16 protein-coding genes and 2 pseudogenes are annotated in these 14,204 nt (G+C 69.2%); 12 read left to right on the forward strand and 6 right to left on the reverse strand.

Features of this window, described 5'->3' with window-relative positions; all coding sequences use genetic code 11:
* Window positions 1-127: 127 nt before the first annotated feature.
* Entirely contained in the window at window positions 128-730 is a 603-nt protein-coding gene (locus tag AC2CHE_RS09510) for a dihydrofolate reductase family protein (RefSeq protein WP_484504532.1), read from the reverse strand.
* A 73-nt stretch (window positions 731-803) separates the two neighbouring features.
* Entirely contained in the window at window positions 804-1,169 is a 366-nt protein-coding gene (locus AC2CHE_RS09515; protein WP_247672877.1) for an MmcQ/YjbR family DNA-binding protein, read from the reverse strand.
* A gap of 63 nt (window positions 1,170-1,232) precedes the next feature.
* Here AC2CHE_RS09515 and AC2CHE_RS09520 point away from each other — a divergent pair, with 63 nt between their 5' ends.
* The 3 genes and pseudogenes from AC2CHE_RS09520 to AC2CHE_RS09530 form a co-directional block, all read left to right on the forward strand.
* A complete protein-coding gene (locus AC2CHE_RS09520) occupies window positions 1,233-1,508 on the forward strand; it encodes a MazG-like family protein (RefSeq protein ID WP_484504533.1) in 276 nt (91 codons plus the stop codon).
* 121 nt (window positions 1,509-1,629) lie between these two features.
* A complete protein-coding gene (locus tag AC2CHE_RS09525) occupies window positions 1,630-3,570 on the forward strand; it encodes a DNA/RNA helicase domain-containing protein (RefSeq protein ID WP_484504534.1) in 1,941 nt (646 codons plus the stop codon).
* Between the two features lie 11 nt (window positions 3,571-3,581).
* Window positions 3,582-3,941: pseudogene (locus AC2CHE_RS09530) on the forward strand (DNA/RNA helicase domain-containing protein); the annotation flags it as partial.
* A 42-nt stretch (window positions 3,942-3,983) separates the two neighbouring features.
* Here AC2CHE_RS09530 and AC2CHE_RS09535 read toward each other — a convergent pair.
* Both AC2CHE_RS09535 and AC2CHE_RS09540 read right to left on the reverse strand, forming a co-directional pair.
* Window positions 3,984-4,187 carry a DUF397 domain-containing protein gene (locus tag AC2CHE_RS09535; protein ID WP_484504535.1) on the reverse strand — a complete coding sequence of 68 codons (204 nt, stop codon included), beginning with the start codon at window positions 4,185-4,187 and terminating at the stop codon, window positions 3,984-3,986.
* Window positions 4,180-5,067 carry a helix-turn-helix domain-containing protein gene (locus tag AC2CHE_RS09540; protein ID WP_210933821.1) on the reverse strand — a complete coding sequence of 296 codons (888 nt, stop codon included), beginning with the start codon at window positions 5,065-5,067 and terminating at the stop codon, window positions 4,180-4,182. Before AC2CHE_RS09540 ends, AC2CHE_RS09535 begins: the two co-directional genes overlap by 8 nt.
* A gap of 389 nt (window positions 5,068-5,456) precedes the next feature.
* Here AC2CHE_RS09540 and AC2CHE_RS09545 point away from each other — a divergent pair, with 389 nt between their 5' ends.
* Together AC2CHE_RS09545 and AC2CHE_RS09550 are read left to right on the forward strand one after the other, a co-directional pair.
* Window positions 5,457-5,936: a hypothetical protein gene (locus AC2CHE_RS09545; RefSeq protein ID WP_484504536.1), complete on the forward strand. Its 480-nt coding sequence runs from the start codon at window positions 5,457-5,459 to the stop codon at window positions 5,934-5,936.
* Window positions 5,933-6,328: a hypothetical protein gene (locus tag AC2CHE_RS09550; protein ID WP_484504537.1), complete on the forward strand. Its 396-nt coding sequence runs from the start codon at window positions 5,933-5,935 to the stop codon at window positions 6,326-6,328. Before AC2CHE_RS09545 ends, AC2CHE_RS09550 begins: the two co-directional genes overlap by 4 nt.
* A gap of 45 nt (window positions 6,329-6,373) precedes the next feature.
* On the opposite strand, the gene AC2CHE_RS09555 is transcribed toward AC2CHE_RS09550, so the two are convergent.
* Window positions 6,374-6,790 carry a nucleoside 2-deoxyribosyltransferase gene (locus AC2CHE_RS09555; RefSeq protein ID WP_484504538.1) on the reverse strand — a complete coding sequence of 139 codons (417 nt, stop codon included), beginning with the start codon at window positions 6,788-6,790 and terminating at the stop codon, window positions 6,374-6,376.
* 428 nt (window positions 6,791-7,218) lie between these two features.
* On the opposite strand from AC2CHE_RS09555, the pseudogene AC2CHE_RS09560 reads away from it, so the two are divergent.
* Together AC2CHE_RS09560 and AC2CHE_RS09565 are read left to right on the forward strand one after the other, a co-directional pair.
* Window positions 7,219-7,680: pseudogene (locus AC2CHE_RS09560) on the forward strand (serpin family protein); the annotation flags it as partial.
* 31 nt (window positions 7,681-7,711) lie between these two features.
* Window positions 7,712-7,948, forward strand: coding sequence for a serpin family protein (locus tag AC2CHE_RS09565; RefSeq protein ID WP_484504539.1), 237 nt, complete (start codon window positions 7,712-7,714; stop codon window positions 7,946-7,948).
* A 70-nt stretch (window positions 7,949-8,018) separates the two neighbouring features.
* On the opposite strand, the gene AC2CHE_RS09570 is transcribed toward AC2CHE_RS09565, so the two are convergent.
* Window positions 8,019-8,669 carry an NADPH-dependent FMN reductase gene (locus AC2CHE_RS09570; RefSeq protein WP_484504540.1) on the reverse strand — a complete coding sequence of 217 codons (651 nt, stop codon included), beginning with the start codon at window positions 8,667-8,669 and terminating at the stop codon, window positions 8,019-8,021.
* Window positions 8,670-8,733: 64 nt separating this feature from the next.
* On the opposite strand from AC2CHE_RS09570, the gene AC2CHE_RS09575 reads away from it, so the two are divergent.
* The 5 genes from AC2CHE_RS09575 to AC2CHE_RS09595 all read left to right on the forward strand — a co-directional run bounded on the left by AC2CHE_RS09575 (window position 8,734) and on the right by AC2CHE_RS09595 (window position 14,099).
* On the forward strand, window positions 8,734-9,123 hold the full coding sequence (locus AC2CHE_RS09575) for a MerR family DNA-binding transcriptional regulator (protein WP_484504541.1): 390 nt from the start codon (window positions 8,734-8,736) through the stop codon (window positions 9,121-9,123).
* A 68-nt stretch (window positions 9,124-9,191) separates the two neighbouring features.
* Window positions 9,192-9,674 (forward strand): hypothetical protein, encoded by a 483-nt coding sequence (locus AC2CHE_RS09580; protein ID WP_484504542.1) that lies wholly within the window; start codon window positions 9,192-9,194, stop codon window positions 9,672-9,674.
* 71 nt (window positions 9,675-9,745) lie between these two features.
* Window positions 9,746-10,711, forward strand: a complete 966-nt coding sequence (locus tag AC2CHE_RS09585) for an NAD(P)-dependent alcohol dehydrogenase (protein WP_484504543.1) — start codon at window positions 9,746-9,748, stop codon at window positions 10,709-10,711.
* Window positions 10,712-10,818: 107 nt separating this feature from the next.
* On the forward strand, window positions 10,819-12,357 hold the full coding sequence (locus AC2CHE_RS09590; RefSeq protein WP_484504544.1) for an arabinofuranosidase catalytic domain-containing protein: 1,539 nt from the start codon (window positions 10,819-10,821) through the stop codon (window positions 12,355-12,357).
* 128 nt (window positions 12,358-12,485) lie between these two features.
* Window positions 12,486-14,099, forward strand: a complete 1,614-nt coding sequence (locus AC2CHE_RS09595; protein WP_484504545.1) for a flavin monoamine oxidase family protein — start codon at window positions 12,486-12,488, stop codon at window positions 14,097-14,099.
* Window positions 14,100-14,204 lie beyond the last annotated feature (105 nt).

Below are 14,204 nucleotides of genomic sequence, written 5' to 3' on the forward strand. Positions count from 1 at the left end.
TTTCAGGCAAACTTCCGGCCACAGTGGCGAAAGGATTGTCCACACACGAAAAACCGCCCCCAGCTCCCGAGGTGGCTCCTCAGGGCCCGAGGCGGTGCAGCTTCGACCGAAGGCCCCGAGTGGCTCGTCAGGCCACCGAACCCGCGTCGTGGGCACCCCGGACCGCGTACCGGTGCATCGTCACGCCATGCTCGAACGACGCCTGCTCGATCAGGTCCAGCTCGACCGGTTCGTCGTGCGCGTCGAACAACGGCCGACCGGTGCCGAGCACGACGGGGTGGGTGAAGAGCAGTAGTTCGTCGAGCAGCCCCGCCCGCAGCAGACTGGTCGCCAGGGTTGCGCCGCCGACTCCGATGTCGCCGTCGGTCTGCTCCCGCAGCCGTCCGAGCTGCTCGATCGCGTCGTCCCCGCCGATGACGCGGGTGTTGTGTCCGGCGCTGTCGCGGGTGCGCGAGACCAGCACCTTGGGCATCGACGTCCAGATCTCGCCGTACTCACGCATGAAGCCCGGCAGGGACTCGTCATCTCGTGCGCCCGGCCAGAACGCCTCCATCGTCTCGTAGATCGTGCGGCCCTCGATCATGAGCGACATCGCCCGAGCCCGCGCGTTGAACTCCCGGTGCAACGACTCCCCGATGCGCATCCAGTCGCCGCCGCCCTGCTCATTCAGGGCGCGCTCGATCCGCAGATCGACCGACACGTTCATCCAGTACACGAATCGACCCGACACGCTGTCTCCCAGCTGGTAGTGATCTGCAACTGCTTCTGGCCCGACGCCGGGCGTCAGCCTGGTTGCCCCACCCTCAGGGCGTGTCAAGCCGGGCCAGCAGGGTCCGGGGTGCCACCGCCCGATATGCGTCCTCAACGACCTCTGCCAGCTCCGCCTCGCCGATACCAGTGTCGAGGCGTACGCCGACCCAGCCGCGATGCCCCACATAGGGCGGGCGGAAGTAGGTCTGCGGATCCTCCGCGATCAGCTCGACAGCCGCACCCGGCGGCGCGGCGCACCACAGGTGGGCGAAGTCGTCCTGATGATGGCCGTCCGGCCAGACCATGGCGAACGACCTCTTGCCCCGGATGAACCAGGTCGGGGTGCCGTGGCTCAGCCGCTCGCTGACCTCGGGAAGACGCAGGCAGGCCCGCCGGACGATCGCCACCATGTCGGTCATCGCCCCACGCTAGGACACCGGTCCGACACGATTCAGGAACCCGGGGGTTCTAAGAACCTGGCGATGGCGCTCGCCGGCGAGGTGGGCGAGCTGTTGGCCGAGTTGCAGTGGCTCACCCCGGAGGAATCCGCGCAGGTGATGGCCGATCCCGAGCACGGCGCACGGGTGCGCGCCGAGATCGGCGACGTCATGATCTACCTGGCCCGCCTGAGCGACATGCTGGGCGTCGATCCGGTGGCTGCCGCGACCGACAAGTTGACGGAGGCGGCGCGTCGCTACCCGGTCGAGCGCTCGTACGGATCGGCGGCCAAGGCTCCTTCGGTCGACCGCACCGACTAGCCACCAACACCCCGATCCGACTCGGTAAGGTGCTCAGAGCCAAGCGGTCCGACGGGCTTCCGGTGCATGGATATGCCCCCCATCCGCACGATCACATCGTGCTGCCTGGGGGCATGTGTCAATGTCGGCGTTTCGGACGTCCGCCGCCAATCTGTTGCGTCTGTCCACTGACGGCGCCCTCGCCGACCAGGTCGCCGAGCATCTGTGGTCGATCCGCCACGGCGTGAGCCAGGCAGAACGGCGGTCCTGGATGAACAGCCTGCCGGTGCTGGCGCAGGATCTCGCCGACGCGGGCCTCGATCAGGTGGAGGTGCTGGTCGAGTACCAGCTGCCGCTGACCAGCCGACGCATCGACGCGGTGCTCGCCGGCGTTGATCCTCACAACGGGGATGACTCCTATCTGGTCGTCGAGCTGAAGCAGTGGTCCAACGCGACCGCGTACGAGGAATCCGACACCCTGGTCGCGGTCGAGCACGCGCGTGGACCACGACTGCACCCCGGCGTGCAGGTCGCCGACTACTGCCAGTACCTCACCGACTTTCTCGGCATCCTGGGCCGCCAGCGGTATCCGCTACACGGTGCCGCCTACCTGCACAACGCCGTCGACCGGAACATCGTCGACCTGCTCGACCGACCAGTCACCGAGCAGAGCCGACTCTTCACCAGGCAGCGTCGCGGCCAGTGGCTCGCCTATCTCCAGTCGCGGTTCGCGCCGAAATCCGGCGCGGCCTCCGCCGATCGCTTCCTGACCAGCACCGTCCGGCCCAGTCGACATCTACTGCGGTACGCCGCGCAGGAACTCAAGGACCGGTCACAGTTCACCCTGCTCGACGAGCAGCACGTAGCGTACGAATTGGTGCTGCACGCGGTCGAGCGGGCCCGGAAGGCGAACCGAAAGCGGGCAGTGGTGGTGGCCGGCGGACCAGGCAGCGGCAAGAGCGTCATCGCCCTGTCGGTGATGGGTGAACTGGCCCGTCAGGGTCGGACCGTGCTGCACGCCACCGGCTCCCGCGCGTTCACCCAAACCCTGCGTCGCTACGCCGGACACCGTTCGACCCGGCTCCAAGGGATGTTCAAGTACTTCAACAGCTTCATGGACGCCGGGGCCAACGACATCGAAGTGCTGCTCTGCGATGAGGCACACCGGATCCGGGAAACCTCCGTCAACCGGTACACACCCAAGGCCCGGCGGGACCGGGCGAGGCCGCAGCTGGACGAACTGATCTCGACCGCGCGCGTGCCGGTCTTCCTGCTCGACGAGCATCAGGTGGTCAAGCCGGGGGAGCTGGGCAACGTCGAGGTCATCTCGGCGTACGCCGGGAGGCTGGGCCTGGAGGTCGAAGTCGTCGCCCTGCACGACCAGTTCCGGTGCGGCGGCAGCGCGGCGTACGAAGACTGGGCGCTCGCCCTGCTCGGCCTCGACGGCGACGGACCGACCAGGTGGGCCGGCGACGGACGGTTCGAGCTGCGGCTGGCGGAGTCCCCGACGCAGCTGGAGGCGTTCCTGCAGGCGCGCCAACGCCCGCCGGGCGCGGCCGGTGAGTCGGGACAGACGGCCCGGATGTCGGCCGGTTACTGCTGGCCGTGGAGCGACCCTCGACCCGACGGCACCCTGGTGCCGGACGTGGTGGTCGGCGAGTGGGCCCGACCCTGGAACGTCAAGAGCGATCGCAGCGTGGGTGATGCTCCCGGTAGCGCCTTCTGGGCCACCGATCCGAACGGCTTCGATCAGGTGGGCTGCGTCTACACCGCCCAAGGCTTCGAGTACGACTGGTCCGGTGTCATCATCGGCCCCGACCTGGTGGCACGCGACGGCCGACTGGTGACTCGGCGGGGCGAGTCGAAGGACCCAGCATTGCGGAGCCGCAAAGCCGTGAGCGACGACGAAGCCGACCGGCTGATCCGCAACACCTACAAGGTGCTGCTGACCCGCGGTATGCGCGGGACGATCATCCACTCGGTCGACCCCGAAACGCGCGAGTTCCTGGCCGGTCTGGTGAGACCGACCCGCAAGGTCGAAGTCCACTATGAGCCGAGTGACGATGATCGGGGTGCGGGGTAGCTCAGGGCTTCGAATACGACTGGTCGGGGGTCATCCTCGGCGGAGACCTGGTCGTGCGGAATGGGCGCTTCGTCAGCCAACCAAGCCAGTCCAAGGATGTTGCCATCATCGGCACGGGAGAGCGGCCTCGCATCGCTCGCAACGCTGACCGGTTGATCCGTAACGCATATAAGGTGCTGCTCACCCGTGGGCTGCGGGGGTGCCTTGTCTACTCAGTCGACGATGAGACGCAGGAGTTCCTGCAGCACCTCATTCCCTCCATCCTCGACGAAAAGGCGCCGGAGGCGCCTGGCGTCTACCCGGTTGGTGAAGGTCTAGGGCGGCGGGGACCCGCGCAAGCTCGTGAAGAGTTGACCGGCCAGGACCGCTGAAACGTCCGCGCTCAGACCCGATCGCTGAGTCGGCAGAGTCCATCAGCCAGTTTGGCTCGGCGACCGCGCAGCGCGGACGAAGGCGGCCCAGGCCGCAGGAGAGAAGGTGAGGGCGGGTCCGGTCGGGTCTTTGGAGTCGCGGACGGCGGCGAGGCTGGGGATGTTGTCGGCGACCTCGACGCAGGCGCCGCCGTTGTCGCCGCTGCGGGTGCTCTTGCGCCAGACGGCGCCGGTCAGGTCAGTCATGCCGAATCTCCCCGATCAGCCCTTTGATCATGTCCTTCGATTCTGCCTCGCCGAGGGCGAGCGCATCCAGTCCCCGCCAGACACGTTCGTATGCCGCGAGTTCATCGGGCTTGTCGAGGTAGAGCGCCCCGGTCAACGACTCGCTGTAGACGACCGACGGCTCCGGTGCGGCCCGACCGCCCTTGGTCGGCGGGAAGTCGAGAACCATGAAGGTGCCGGCCACGGCACCAGGCTGCGGGCCTGCTACCAGCGGAAGCACCCTGACCGACACGTTCGGCAGACCCGACAGCCGGATGAGGTGGTCGAGTTGGCCGCCCATGACCGCCGGACCACCGACGCTGCGCCGGAGTACCGCCTCCGACAGGATCGACTCCAGGCGAGGTGCGGCGGGAAGCCGACGGGTGAGCAGAGCTTGGCGCTGTAGCCGTACCTCAACGGCCCGTTCTCGTTCCTCGTCACTCATCATTCGGCCGAGGCGGATCAGCGCGTGTGCGTACTCCTTGGTCTGGAGGATGCCGGGGATCAGCGATTCGTCGTAGCCGCGCAGCCGCGAAGCGGCGGATTCCAGGCCGACGTACAGCTCGAACCAGCTCGGCACCGCATCGCCGTAGGCGTGCCACCAGCCCTTGGACTTCGTCTCGACGGCCAGGCCGCGCATCGCCTCGGTCATCTCCGGGGACACCCCGTACAGCTCGCACATCGCCTTGACGTCGAGCACCCGGACGGAGCCCATGCCGCATTCGAGCCGCCAGATCTTCTGTCGGCTGTATTCCAGGGCCTCTGCGGCGGCGTCCAGCGTCACCCCGGCCTCGTTGCGGAACTGGCGCAGCAGCCGGCCGAGCTGCCGGCGCGGCACGGTCGATCCGATGTCTTCGGCCATTCGCACACTCCCTGGTTCCGGTTCGCAACACTGCGTTACCTGCTGCTGTAACGCTTATCGGGTTCGGCAAAGAAAGTCAATGCACAAGCACGAAAATCTGCTCTGGAACGTTGCGAATCCAATGCGGAGCGTTCCAGCATGGTCACAGCGCGGCGGCCGGTCGATCCCCCCGAACGGCCGCCGCGTTCCGATCACACCTTCCCGCCCACCGTGGAAAGGCGGCGACATGTCGACCTACCGCTCCACTGCGTACTCCGGTCTGTTGCCCTGGCAGGTGCGCGGACGCCGGTGCCGCCGCGTCTGGCTCGGACGTCGCGGCCCGGCCCCCGACGAGGTGCTGTCCGGCCACGGGACAGGGGCGGGCCGTGGGTAGGCGGTGGACGTGGTTCTTGCGGCCGGGGCCGGTCGCGCTCGACCTGACCGGGCAGGCCGTGCCGGACGGGGAGGTGCCGGGGCGGTTCCGGCGGGTGTCGGTCGAGCATCTCGTACCGGAGCTGCGGGTGACCTCGCGGTGCGACGGTGCGCTTGTCTACGAGCGGCCCGAGGAACCGCCGGTGGCGTCTTCGGCGCGGAATCAACGTGCGGGTCGCTACGAACCGGGCCGGCGAGGCGAGCGGAACCGTGGGAGGCTCCGAGGGTCAACCGACGGCGAGCCGGTCCGGTCCGCTCGGCCGGATGCGGACAACGACCTCTTCGTGACGCCTGCTCAGCTCGCCAGGGCGAACCGGCTGTTCGAGGTGCACTGGCGGAGCCCCGCCGAGGATCCGCGTACCAGGAAGTGCCCGGACTGCCGCGTCGACGGCACCTGCCCCCGGGCGGACTGGGCCGACACGATCATCGTGCGCTGCCTGCGGACGTACTGGCGATGAACGTCTTCGACCTGTCGCCCGCGCAGATCCGCAACCGGCTGATCCTGCGGGCGCGGCGGGCAGCGCTGGCCGCTGGGACCGGACGGCAGCCGCCGGCCCGGCCGCATGGCCACGCCAATGCGGCGGCGGTAGCGCGGGTGCCGGTCGTCCCGTATGTGTCCGTCGCCGCCGGGGACGTGGTCCAGCTCGCCGCTCCCGACTACCGGTACGCGGACGGTCTGCTCCGGCTCCGGATCGTCCGGGTCCGGCCGGACCTCAGCGAGTGGTACGACGGCGAATGGGTGTGGCTCGAAGGCGTCGAGATCGGCCCGAGCGGTCAGGATGGTGCGATCCGGCCGGTGCTGGCCCGGGTCGCCGCGCTGCGGCTTTGCCGAAGAACCGGCTGTGGATGAGTGAGTCCGCGCCCATGCGGTGCCACAGCGACCTTGTGCGAGCCTCTAGGCCGACGGCCGGCCCGCCACTACGACCCCGGCAACCGATCGCACCCCTGGGCCGATCTCCTCGATCGGGATCACTGTGTCGACCAGCGCCCGGAGCGCGAACTCCGTCGGCTGCTCGGAAAACAACACCACCTTGCCCTGCGCCACGGCGTAGCCGACCTCGATGCACACGCTGACGCCGGCATATCCGCCGTTCGCCACCACGAAGATCGCATCCGACTTCGCGATCTTCGCCAAGAAATCACGCGTGAGCTGGATCTTGTCCGACTCGTTGACCTGCACATGCTGTTCGTTGAAGTCGTAGCGCGGCGTGTAGACGGTCATGCCCAGGCGGCGGAACGCTGCCTCGGCACGTCGGGCTGTGTCGTAGAACTTGGAGCTGCTGCATATCGTGACTGCCTCGATCTCCGGCATCGATCCTCCAAGCGTGTGGTCGGTATTCGTGCTCCGATGAACGGTGCCAGATGTCGGGGTCCGTTGAGGTGGACGACACCGTGGTGCCCCCGCAGAATTTTCTCCCACACCACCGAAGCTGCTTCGGGTTCGCCAGGTCGAGGCAGCCTCCGACGGTCCGCCTCGCGGGTTCGGCCAAGGTGCCGTCGTCGGGTGGCCGGAAGCCGTACGCAAGTAACAAACATCTGCAAACCTCGATGAATACTGGACCTTCCTCCGTCACGTCCCGGTAACACTGCACTACCGTCGCAGGCATGGTCTCGCGTCGATCGATCCTCGGAGCGGTGCCACTCGCGGCCGTCGCCCTCACCGCCACCCCAGGTCACGCCCGGCTCAGCGGTTCGTCCCCGTCGACAAGCCCACAACGCGTACCGCCCGACCCGGCGGCGATGCAGGCCGCCGCGACAGCGGTACGCGGCTTCACCGCCGACCTCTACCGCACGATCGTGTCGAGCCACACCGGTGGCAACGTGGTCTGCGCGCCGTACTCGGTCCAACTGGCCCTCGCCATGGCCAGGGCGGGTGCCGGCTCGACCACGGCGGACGAGATGGATGCCGTGCTGCACGCGCCGCATCCGCGACCCGGCGCGCTCGACAGCGGCCTGAACACTGTCGACCAGTCGCTCGCCGGGCGGTTCCAGGACGGCGACGGAGTGCGGCAGCCCCGGGTGACCACGGCCAACGCCGTGTGGAACCGGCTCGATCTGGGCCTGCGCTCCGGGTTCCGGGACACCCTGGCCGGCTACTACGGTGCCCTCGCCCACCCGGTCGACTTCCGTGACGCGCCGGAGGCGGCCCGGCAGGAGATCAACACCTGGGTGTCCGATCGGACCAACGCGAAGATCCCGGAGTTGCTGGCCCCGGACATGGTGCTTCACCGGCATGAGCACCACCGACCCGGCGCTTTGTATCGACGACGTGGTGCACGAGACGTTCATCGGGGTGGACGAGAAGGGTGTCGAGGCGGCAGCCGCGTCGGCAGTCATCATCCGGCCGCCGTCGATCCCGCAGGGACCGCAGTTCTTCGTGAACCGGCCGTTCCTGTACGTCATCCACGACCGGGTCACCGGCGTACCGCTGTTCCTCGGCCGGGTCCACGACCCGCTGGTCACCGGCTGACCGGCCCGGCAGCACGGCAACGTCCGAGCCGGGTCGCGTCCGAGCCGGGTCGCGTCCGCGCCGGGTCGCGTCAGGTGGGCGGGGTGCGGTCCCGGCGGGCGTCGGCCAGCACCTCCGCCCACCAGCGCAGTTCGGCCAGGCTGGCGGTCAGGCCACGGGTGAACTCCGCGTCCGGTGTGTAGCGGCCCTGGCCGTCCAGGGCCGTCCACGGCGCCCGTAGGCCGAGGGCCCGGCGGGTGGTCACCACGCTGAGTTCGGCAAGTACGCCGCGCAGGTGTTCGATTGCCGCGTACCCGCCGTGGACGCCGTAGGCCACGATGGTCGCGGGCTTGAGACGCCACTCGCCGTAGTGCCAGTCGATCAGGCGCTTCAGCGAGGCGGGGTAGCTGTGGTTGTACTCCGGCGTGACGAACACGAACGCGTCGGCGGCGGCTATCCGGTCGGCGACCTCGCTCTTCGGCCCGCCGCCGGGATACAGGAGGCTGTCGTCGGGCAGCTCCACCTGGGCCACGTCGATCAGGTCGACCGGAGCAGGGTCGACGGCGGCATCAGGGTCGACGGCGGCAGCCGGGTCGAGGGCGGCAGCCGGGCCCAGGGCGGCGGCGACCCAGCGGGCGATGGTCGGCCCCATCCGGTCCTTGCGGACGCTGCCCGAGACCACGGCCACCCGTAGGCCGACGGCGGGAGACAAGCTGCTGCGCTGGTCGGTCGAAATACTCATGTCCCAGACCGTGCAGGTTCAACATATGTTGAAGTCAAGTCGCCCGCGTGCCTATCCTGCCGCCATGACAGTGCTCGCGGGTTCCCCTCGGACGTTCAGCGTTGGTGAGGTCGCCGCCGACAGCGGCGTCGCGCCGTCCGCCGTGCGGTTCTACGAGAGCCACGGGGTCATCAACGCGGTACGCACGGCCGGCAACCAACGTCGTTTCGACGGATCCGCCGCGTGCCGGATCCAGGTGGCCAAGCTCGCCCAACGGGCGGGTCTGAGTGTCCGCGAGATCGCCGCCCTCTTCGCCGACCTGTCGGCCGATCCGACGCCCGACGAGTGGGCGGGCGTCGCCCACCGGCTGGTGGCCGAGGTCGAGGGGCGGGTGCGCAACCTCAAGGCGCAGCTCGCGGCGATGGAGTCCGGCACCAGGTTGTGCGAGATCGGGCGGGCCGATCCCGCACGATGACCGACCCGCGAACGTGAGCGCCTCGCGGACTTGACTTCACCATATGTTGAACCCCGATCGTCGGGGGCATGAGTGATCTCCCTTCGTCCGCCCGGACGCTTGCTTCCCTCGTCGAATCGGCCACCATCGTCGGCCTCGGTACCAGCACCCGGGAGGCCGCCGAGACCTTCCGGCTGGTCGAGGAGACCACCCACGAGTTGATCCGGCGCGGATCCCGGACCATCGCGCTGCTCGACAACCAGCGGGTCGGCGACCTCTACGACCGGTACGTCCGGGGCGAGGACGTCGACCTAAATGCGGCACTCAGCCAGGCGTGGGGTCCGTGGCGGACGATCGAGATGCGCGACGCGCTCGTCCGGTTGCGCCGGCACAATGCGCGTCACCCCGACGATCCGGTACGCGTCATCGCGGTCAACGGGCGGCGTACGCTGCCGGCCGACTACGACCGGGTCGTGGCGCTGCTCGACCCGGCGGAACCGGCGACCGCGCCGCCGCCGGGCGACTCCTCGACCCGTAGGCGGCGCGAGGAGGTGTTCGTCGAGGACGGGTAGACCGGTAGGGCCGTCACGACCGCCGTCGGCGGGACCGGGCGTGGTGGCGGGGCCACCGCAGAATGGTGCGCATGCGAGCGGTGATGTTCAACGCGTACGGGCCACCGGAGGTGCTCACTCAGGTCGAGCTGCCGACCCCCGAGCCCCGGGCCGATCAGGTGCTGATCCGGGTGCACGCCACCACGGTGACCACCGCCGAGTGTGGGATGCGCCGGGGCGAGCCTCGGTGGGGGCGGGTCATCATCGGTCTGCGCCGGCCACGCAGGAGCGTCCGGGTGCTCGGGCTGGAGTTCGCCGGTGCGGTGGCGGCGCTCGGGCCGGGGGCGCGTCGGCTGCGCGTCGGTGACCGCGTCTTCGGCTTCACCAGCTTCGGCGCCGGCGCGAACGCCGAGTACAAGTGCCTGTCCGAGCGGGCCTCGGTCAGCACGATCCCGCCGAACGTGACCTATGCGCAGGCTGCGGCCACCGTCGACGGGTTCACCACCGCCTGGCACTTCCTGCGCGACCTGGCCGACCTCCAACCCGGCCAGAAGGTGCTCGTCATCGGCGCTTCCGGCAGCGTCGGCACGTACGCCGTCCAACTCGCCGGGCACCTCGGCGCGACGGTGCACGGGGTGTGCAGTGGCCGGAACACCGCGCTCGTCGGCTCGCTCGGCGCCAGCCGGGTCTTCGACTACACGGTGGAGGACTTCACCGCCAGCGGCGAGCGCTACGACGTCGTCTTCGACACCGTCGGCCGCAGCTCGTTCGCCCGGTGCCGGGCGGTGCTGACGCCGCGTGGCCGTTACCTGCCCACCACCGGCCTGGTCAACAACAGCCTGCTCGCGCTCGGCACCACCCTCAGCCGCGGTCGACGGGTCCGGACCGGGATGTCGGTACGCAAACATGCGGCCCTGGCCGCCCTGCGGGACCTGCTCGCCGAGGAGCGGCTTCAGATCGTCATCGACCGCAGCTACCCGATGACCGAGATCGTCGAGGCGCACCGGTACGTCGACGCCGGGCACAAGGTCGGCAACGTCGTGATCGACGTACGCTGACGGTTTGAGCTGCGGGCTGTCGTCGGACGTCATACCAATCATGTTTAAGTTCCTCTATGCTTTCGGAAGTCGCACCCGACCTCCACCACCACCCCGGAGGAATCACCATGATCGTTGCGAGACGTCATCGTCCCCGACGGCTGGCAGCCATCGGCGCGTCAGCTCTCATCCTGGTGGGTGGGGCCATCATGGCCCCACAGGTCCAGGTCGCGGTCGCCGCGCCGGGCCCGGTGATCGCCGAGGCCATCGTCCCGGGCCAGAGCGCCGTGATCACCGGCGTGGCCTCCGGGCGGTGCCTGGAGGTGCCGAACGCGAGCACCACGAACGGCACCCAGACCCAGTTGTGGGACTGCTCCGGCGCGGCCCACCAGACCTGGACCTACACCGCCGGCAGGCAACTTCAGGTGTACGGCACCAAGTGCCTGGACGCCAACGGCGCCGGCACCAGCAACGGCACCCAGGTGATCATCTGGGACTGCCACGGCGGCACTAACCAGCAGTGGAACGTCAACGCCGACGGCACCATCACCGGCGTGCAGTCCGGCCTCTGCCTGGACGCCAACAACGCCGGTACCGGCAACGGTACGAAGATGATCCTCTGGTCCTGCCACGGCGGCACCAACCAACAGTGGACCTCGCCGGCGCCCCCGCCGACGAGCCCGCCACCCACCCCGCCGGCCGGGTCGCTGCCCTGTGACATCTACGCGGCCGGCGGTACGGCGTGCGTGGCGGCCCACAGCACGACGCGGGCGCTCTACGCCGCGTACCGCGGCAACCTCTACCAGGTGCGGCGCTCGTCGGACAACGCGACCCGCGACATCGACCTGTTGACCACCGGCGGCACCGCCAACGCGGCCACGCAGGACTCGTTCTGCGCCGGTACGCAGTGCGTGATCACCGTGATCTACGACCAGTCCGGCCGGGGCAACGACCTGTGGTACCAGGGCTCCACAGTCGTCCCCGGCTCGCCGCAGAGCCGGCCCGCGATCGCCACCACCGAGTCGCTCACCGTCGGGGGTGGCAAGGCGTACTCGCTGTACATCAACCCGGGCAACAGCTACTGGCGCGACGGCCACCTGACCGGCGTGCCGACCGGCAGCGCACCCGAAGGCATGTACATGGTGACGAGTGGCACCCACGTCAACAACGGGTGCTGCTTCGACTACGGCAACAGCGAGACGACCCGCAAGGCCGACGCGGCCGGCGCGATGGACGCGATCAACTTCAGCACCCAGTGCTGGTTCGGCGGTTGCTCCGGAACCGGCCCGTGGGTGCAGGCGGACCTGGAGTGGGGCCTGTTCCCCGGCGGCAGCCAGTCCTGGAACCCGAACCAACGCTCCTTCCCGCACAAGTTCGTCACCGCCACCCTGAAGAACAACGGCACCACCCGCTTCGCCATCAAGGGCAGCAACGCCCAGTCCGGCAGCCTCTACACGCTCTACGAGGGACCGCTGCCGCCCGGCTACAGCCCGATGAAGAAACAGGGCGCGATCATCCTGGGCAGCGGTGGGGACTGCTGCAAGCCCGACGGCGGGGCCAACCTCAGCGCCGGCACCTTCTACGAGGGCGCCATGGTCGCCGGCTACCCCTCCGACGCCACCGAGAACGCCGTGCACGCCAACATCATCGCCGCCGGCTATCGCTGACGATCTCCCGCCACTCGCGTGGATCACCGGCCGCACTACGCACCGGTGATCCACGCGTAACAACAGAGATGCGTCGATGAAACCCGCCGCTGAGATCGTCGATCATCGATCTTGAGCGGGAGGTGGCGGTGACGATACCGACGACACGGCGACAGTTCCTCCAGGCCGTCGGGGTGTCCGGCGGAGCCGGGGTGCTCTACGGGACGATGGGCGCGCTCGGCCTCGCGCCCGCCGCGCAGGCGGCACCAGCGTTCCGCGCGCCGAACCGGTCCGACTTCACGCTGACCGGTCGCTCGGCGAAGTCCGTGCTGGTGCTCGGGGCCGGCATCGCCGGCCTGGCCACCGCGTACGAGCTGGGCAAGGCGGGCTACCGGGTGCGTCTGCTGGAGGCGCGGGACCGGCCCGGTGGGCGCAACTGGACGGTGCGGGGCGGCACCACCGAGACCGACCTGGACGGGCGTACCCAGCGGGCCCGCTTTGCCGACGGGCAGTACCTCAACGCCGGCCCGGCCCGCATCGCCCAGCACATGGTGACCCTCGACTACTGCCGCGAACTCGGCGTGCCGATCGAGATCTTCGGCAACCAGAACGCCGACGCCTACTACGTCAACGACAACGTCGGGGCGCTGTCCGGCCGGCCGATCCGGCACCGCGAGGCCAAGGCGGACGTCTACGGGTACGTCTCCGAACTGCTCGCCAAGGCCACCGACCAGGGTGCCCTCGACACCTACCTGACGGGTGAGGACAAGGAGCGGCTGCTGGAGTTCCTGCGCGGTTTCGGCGCGATCGGCGGCCGGGTGGCCGACGACCCGGCGGCCAGCTGGCGGTACACGGGCACCAACCGGCGCGGCTACCTGGTGGAGCCGGGCGCCGGCTTCGAGGCGGGCACCCCGAAACTCACCCCGTACCCGCTGACGGACGTGCTGGCCAGCGGCGTCGGCCGGTACTTCTCCTTCGAGTTCGGCTACGACCAGGCCATGCTGATGTTCCAGCCGGTCGGCGGGATGGACCGCATCGCGTACGCCCTCGAAGCGGCCGTGGGCCGACGCCTCATCACCTACCGCGCGCAGGTGCGCTCGATCTCCAACACCGGCTCCGGGGTCACCGTGGTCTACGACGGGCCGGGCGGCCGGCCGCGTACCGCCAGCGCCGACTTCTGTGTGTGCACCATCCCACCGCAGGTGCTGGCGAAGATCCCGTCGAATCTCACCGAGCCGGTCCGGGACGCGTTGGCCTACCCGGTCCCGAACGCCACCGGCAAGATCGGCTTGCAGTACCGGCGACGGTGGTGGGAGCAGGACGAGAACATCTACTCCGGCATCACCAACACCAACCTGGACCTCTCCACGATCTGGTATCCGTCCTACGGCTACCACGGGGCGAAGGGCGTGGTGGTCGGCTACTACAACTTCGGCGCCAACGCCCAGGCGTACGCCGCGTTGACGCCCGCCGAGCGGGAGGCCCGCGCCGTCGCGCAGGGCGTGCGGATCCACGGCGAGGCGTACCGGACGGAGCTGGAGACGTCGTTCTCGGTGGCCTGGGACCGGACCCGTTACTCGGAGGGCGGCTGGGTGTCGTGGCCGTCGCGCACCAGCGGGCAGTACGGCCGGCTGCTGGAGCCGGACGGTCGGGTCTACTTCGCCGGTGACCACCTCAGCCACTACATCGCCTGGCAGGCCGGTGCGTTCGAATCCGCCCGCAAGGTGGTGACCGACCTGCACGCCCGGGTCATGTCGAGCTGAACCCCGACATCTCGACCCCGACGAAACGGCGTCACCTGCGAAAGTGCCCGACCGGCCGGCACGTCGCCGACCCGGGCGATCGACTTTGTTTAATAGCATGGCGCG

The sequence above is a fragment of the Micromonospora sp. ATLC16 genome (assembly GCF_057196645.1).

Bases quoted from the DNA above. Each gene is read 5' to 3' on its own strand.
- AC2CHE_RS09515 (WP_247672877.1), bottom strand. From the start codon at position 1,169: ATGACCGACATGGTGGCGATCGTCCGGCGGGCCTGCCTGCGTCTTCCC.
- AC2CHE_RS09520 (WP_484504533.1), top strand. From the start codon at position 1,233: ATGGCGCTCGCCGGCGAGGTGGGCGAGCTGTTGGCCGAGTTGCAGTGG.
- AC2CHE_RS09525 (WP_484504534.1), top strand. From the start codon at position 1,630: ATGTCGGCGTTTCGGACGTCCGCCGCCAATCTGTTGCGTCTGTCCACT.
- AC2CHE_RS09535 (WP_484504535.1), bottom strand. From the start codon at position 4,187: ATGACTGACCTGACCGGCGCCGTCTGGCGCAAGAGCACCCGCAGCGGC.
- AC2CHE_RS09540 (WP_210933821.1), bottom strand. From the start codon at position 5,067: ATGGCCGAAGACATCGGATCGACCGTGCCGCGCCGGCAGCTCGGCCGG.
- AC2CHE_RS09550 (WP_484504537.1), top strand. From the start codon at position 5,933: ATGAACGTCTTCGACCTGTCGCCCGCGCAGATCCGCAACCGGCTGATC.
- AC2CHE_RS09555 (WP_484504538.1), bottom strand. From the start codon at position 6,790: ATGCCGGAGATCGAGGCAGTCACGATATGCAGCAGCTCCAAGTTCTAC.
- AC2CHE_RS09565 (WP_484504539.1), top strand. From the start codon at position 7,712: ATGAGCACCACCGACCCGGCGCTTTGTATCGACGACGTGGTGCACGAG.
- AC2CHE_RS09570 (WP_484504540.1), bottom strand. From the start codon at position 8,669: ATGAGTATTTCGACCGACCAGCGCAGCAGCTTGTCTCCCGCCGTCGGC.
- AC2CHE_RS09575 (WP_484504541.1), top strand. From the start codon at position 8,734: ATGACAGTGCTCGCGGGTTCCCCTCGGACGTTCAGCGTTGGTGAGGTC.
- AC2CHE_RS09580 (WP_484504542.1), top strand. From the start codon at position 9,192: ATGAGTGATCTCCCTTCGTCCGCCCGGACGCTTGCTTCCCTCGTCGAA.
- AC2CHE_RS09585 (WP_484504543.1), top strand. From the start codon at position 9,746: ATGCGAGCGGTGATGTTCAACGCGTACGGGCCACCGGAGGTGCTCACT.
- AC2CHE_RS09590 (WP_484504544.1), top strand. From the start codon at position 10,819: ATGATCGTTGCGAGACGTCATCGTCCCCGACGGCTGGCAGCCATCGGC.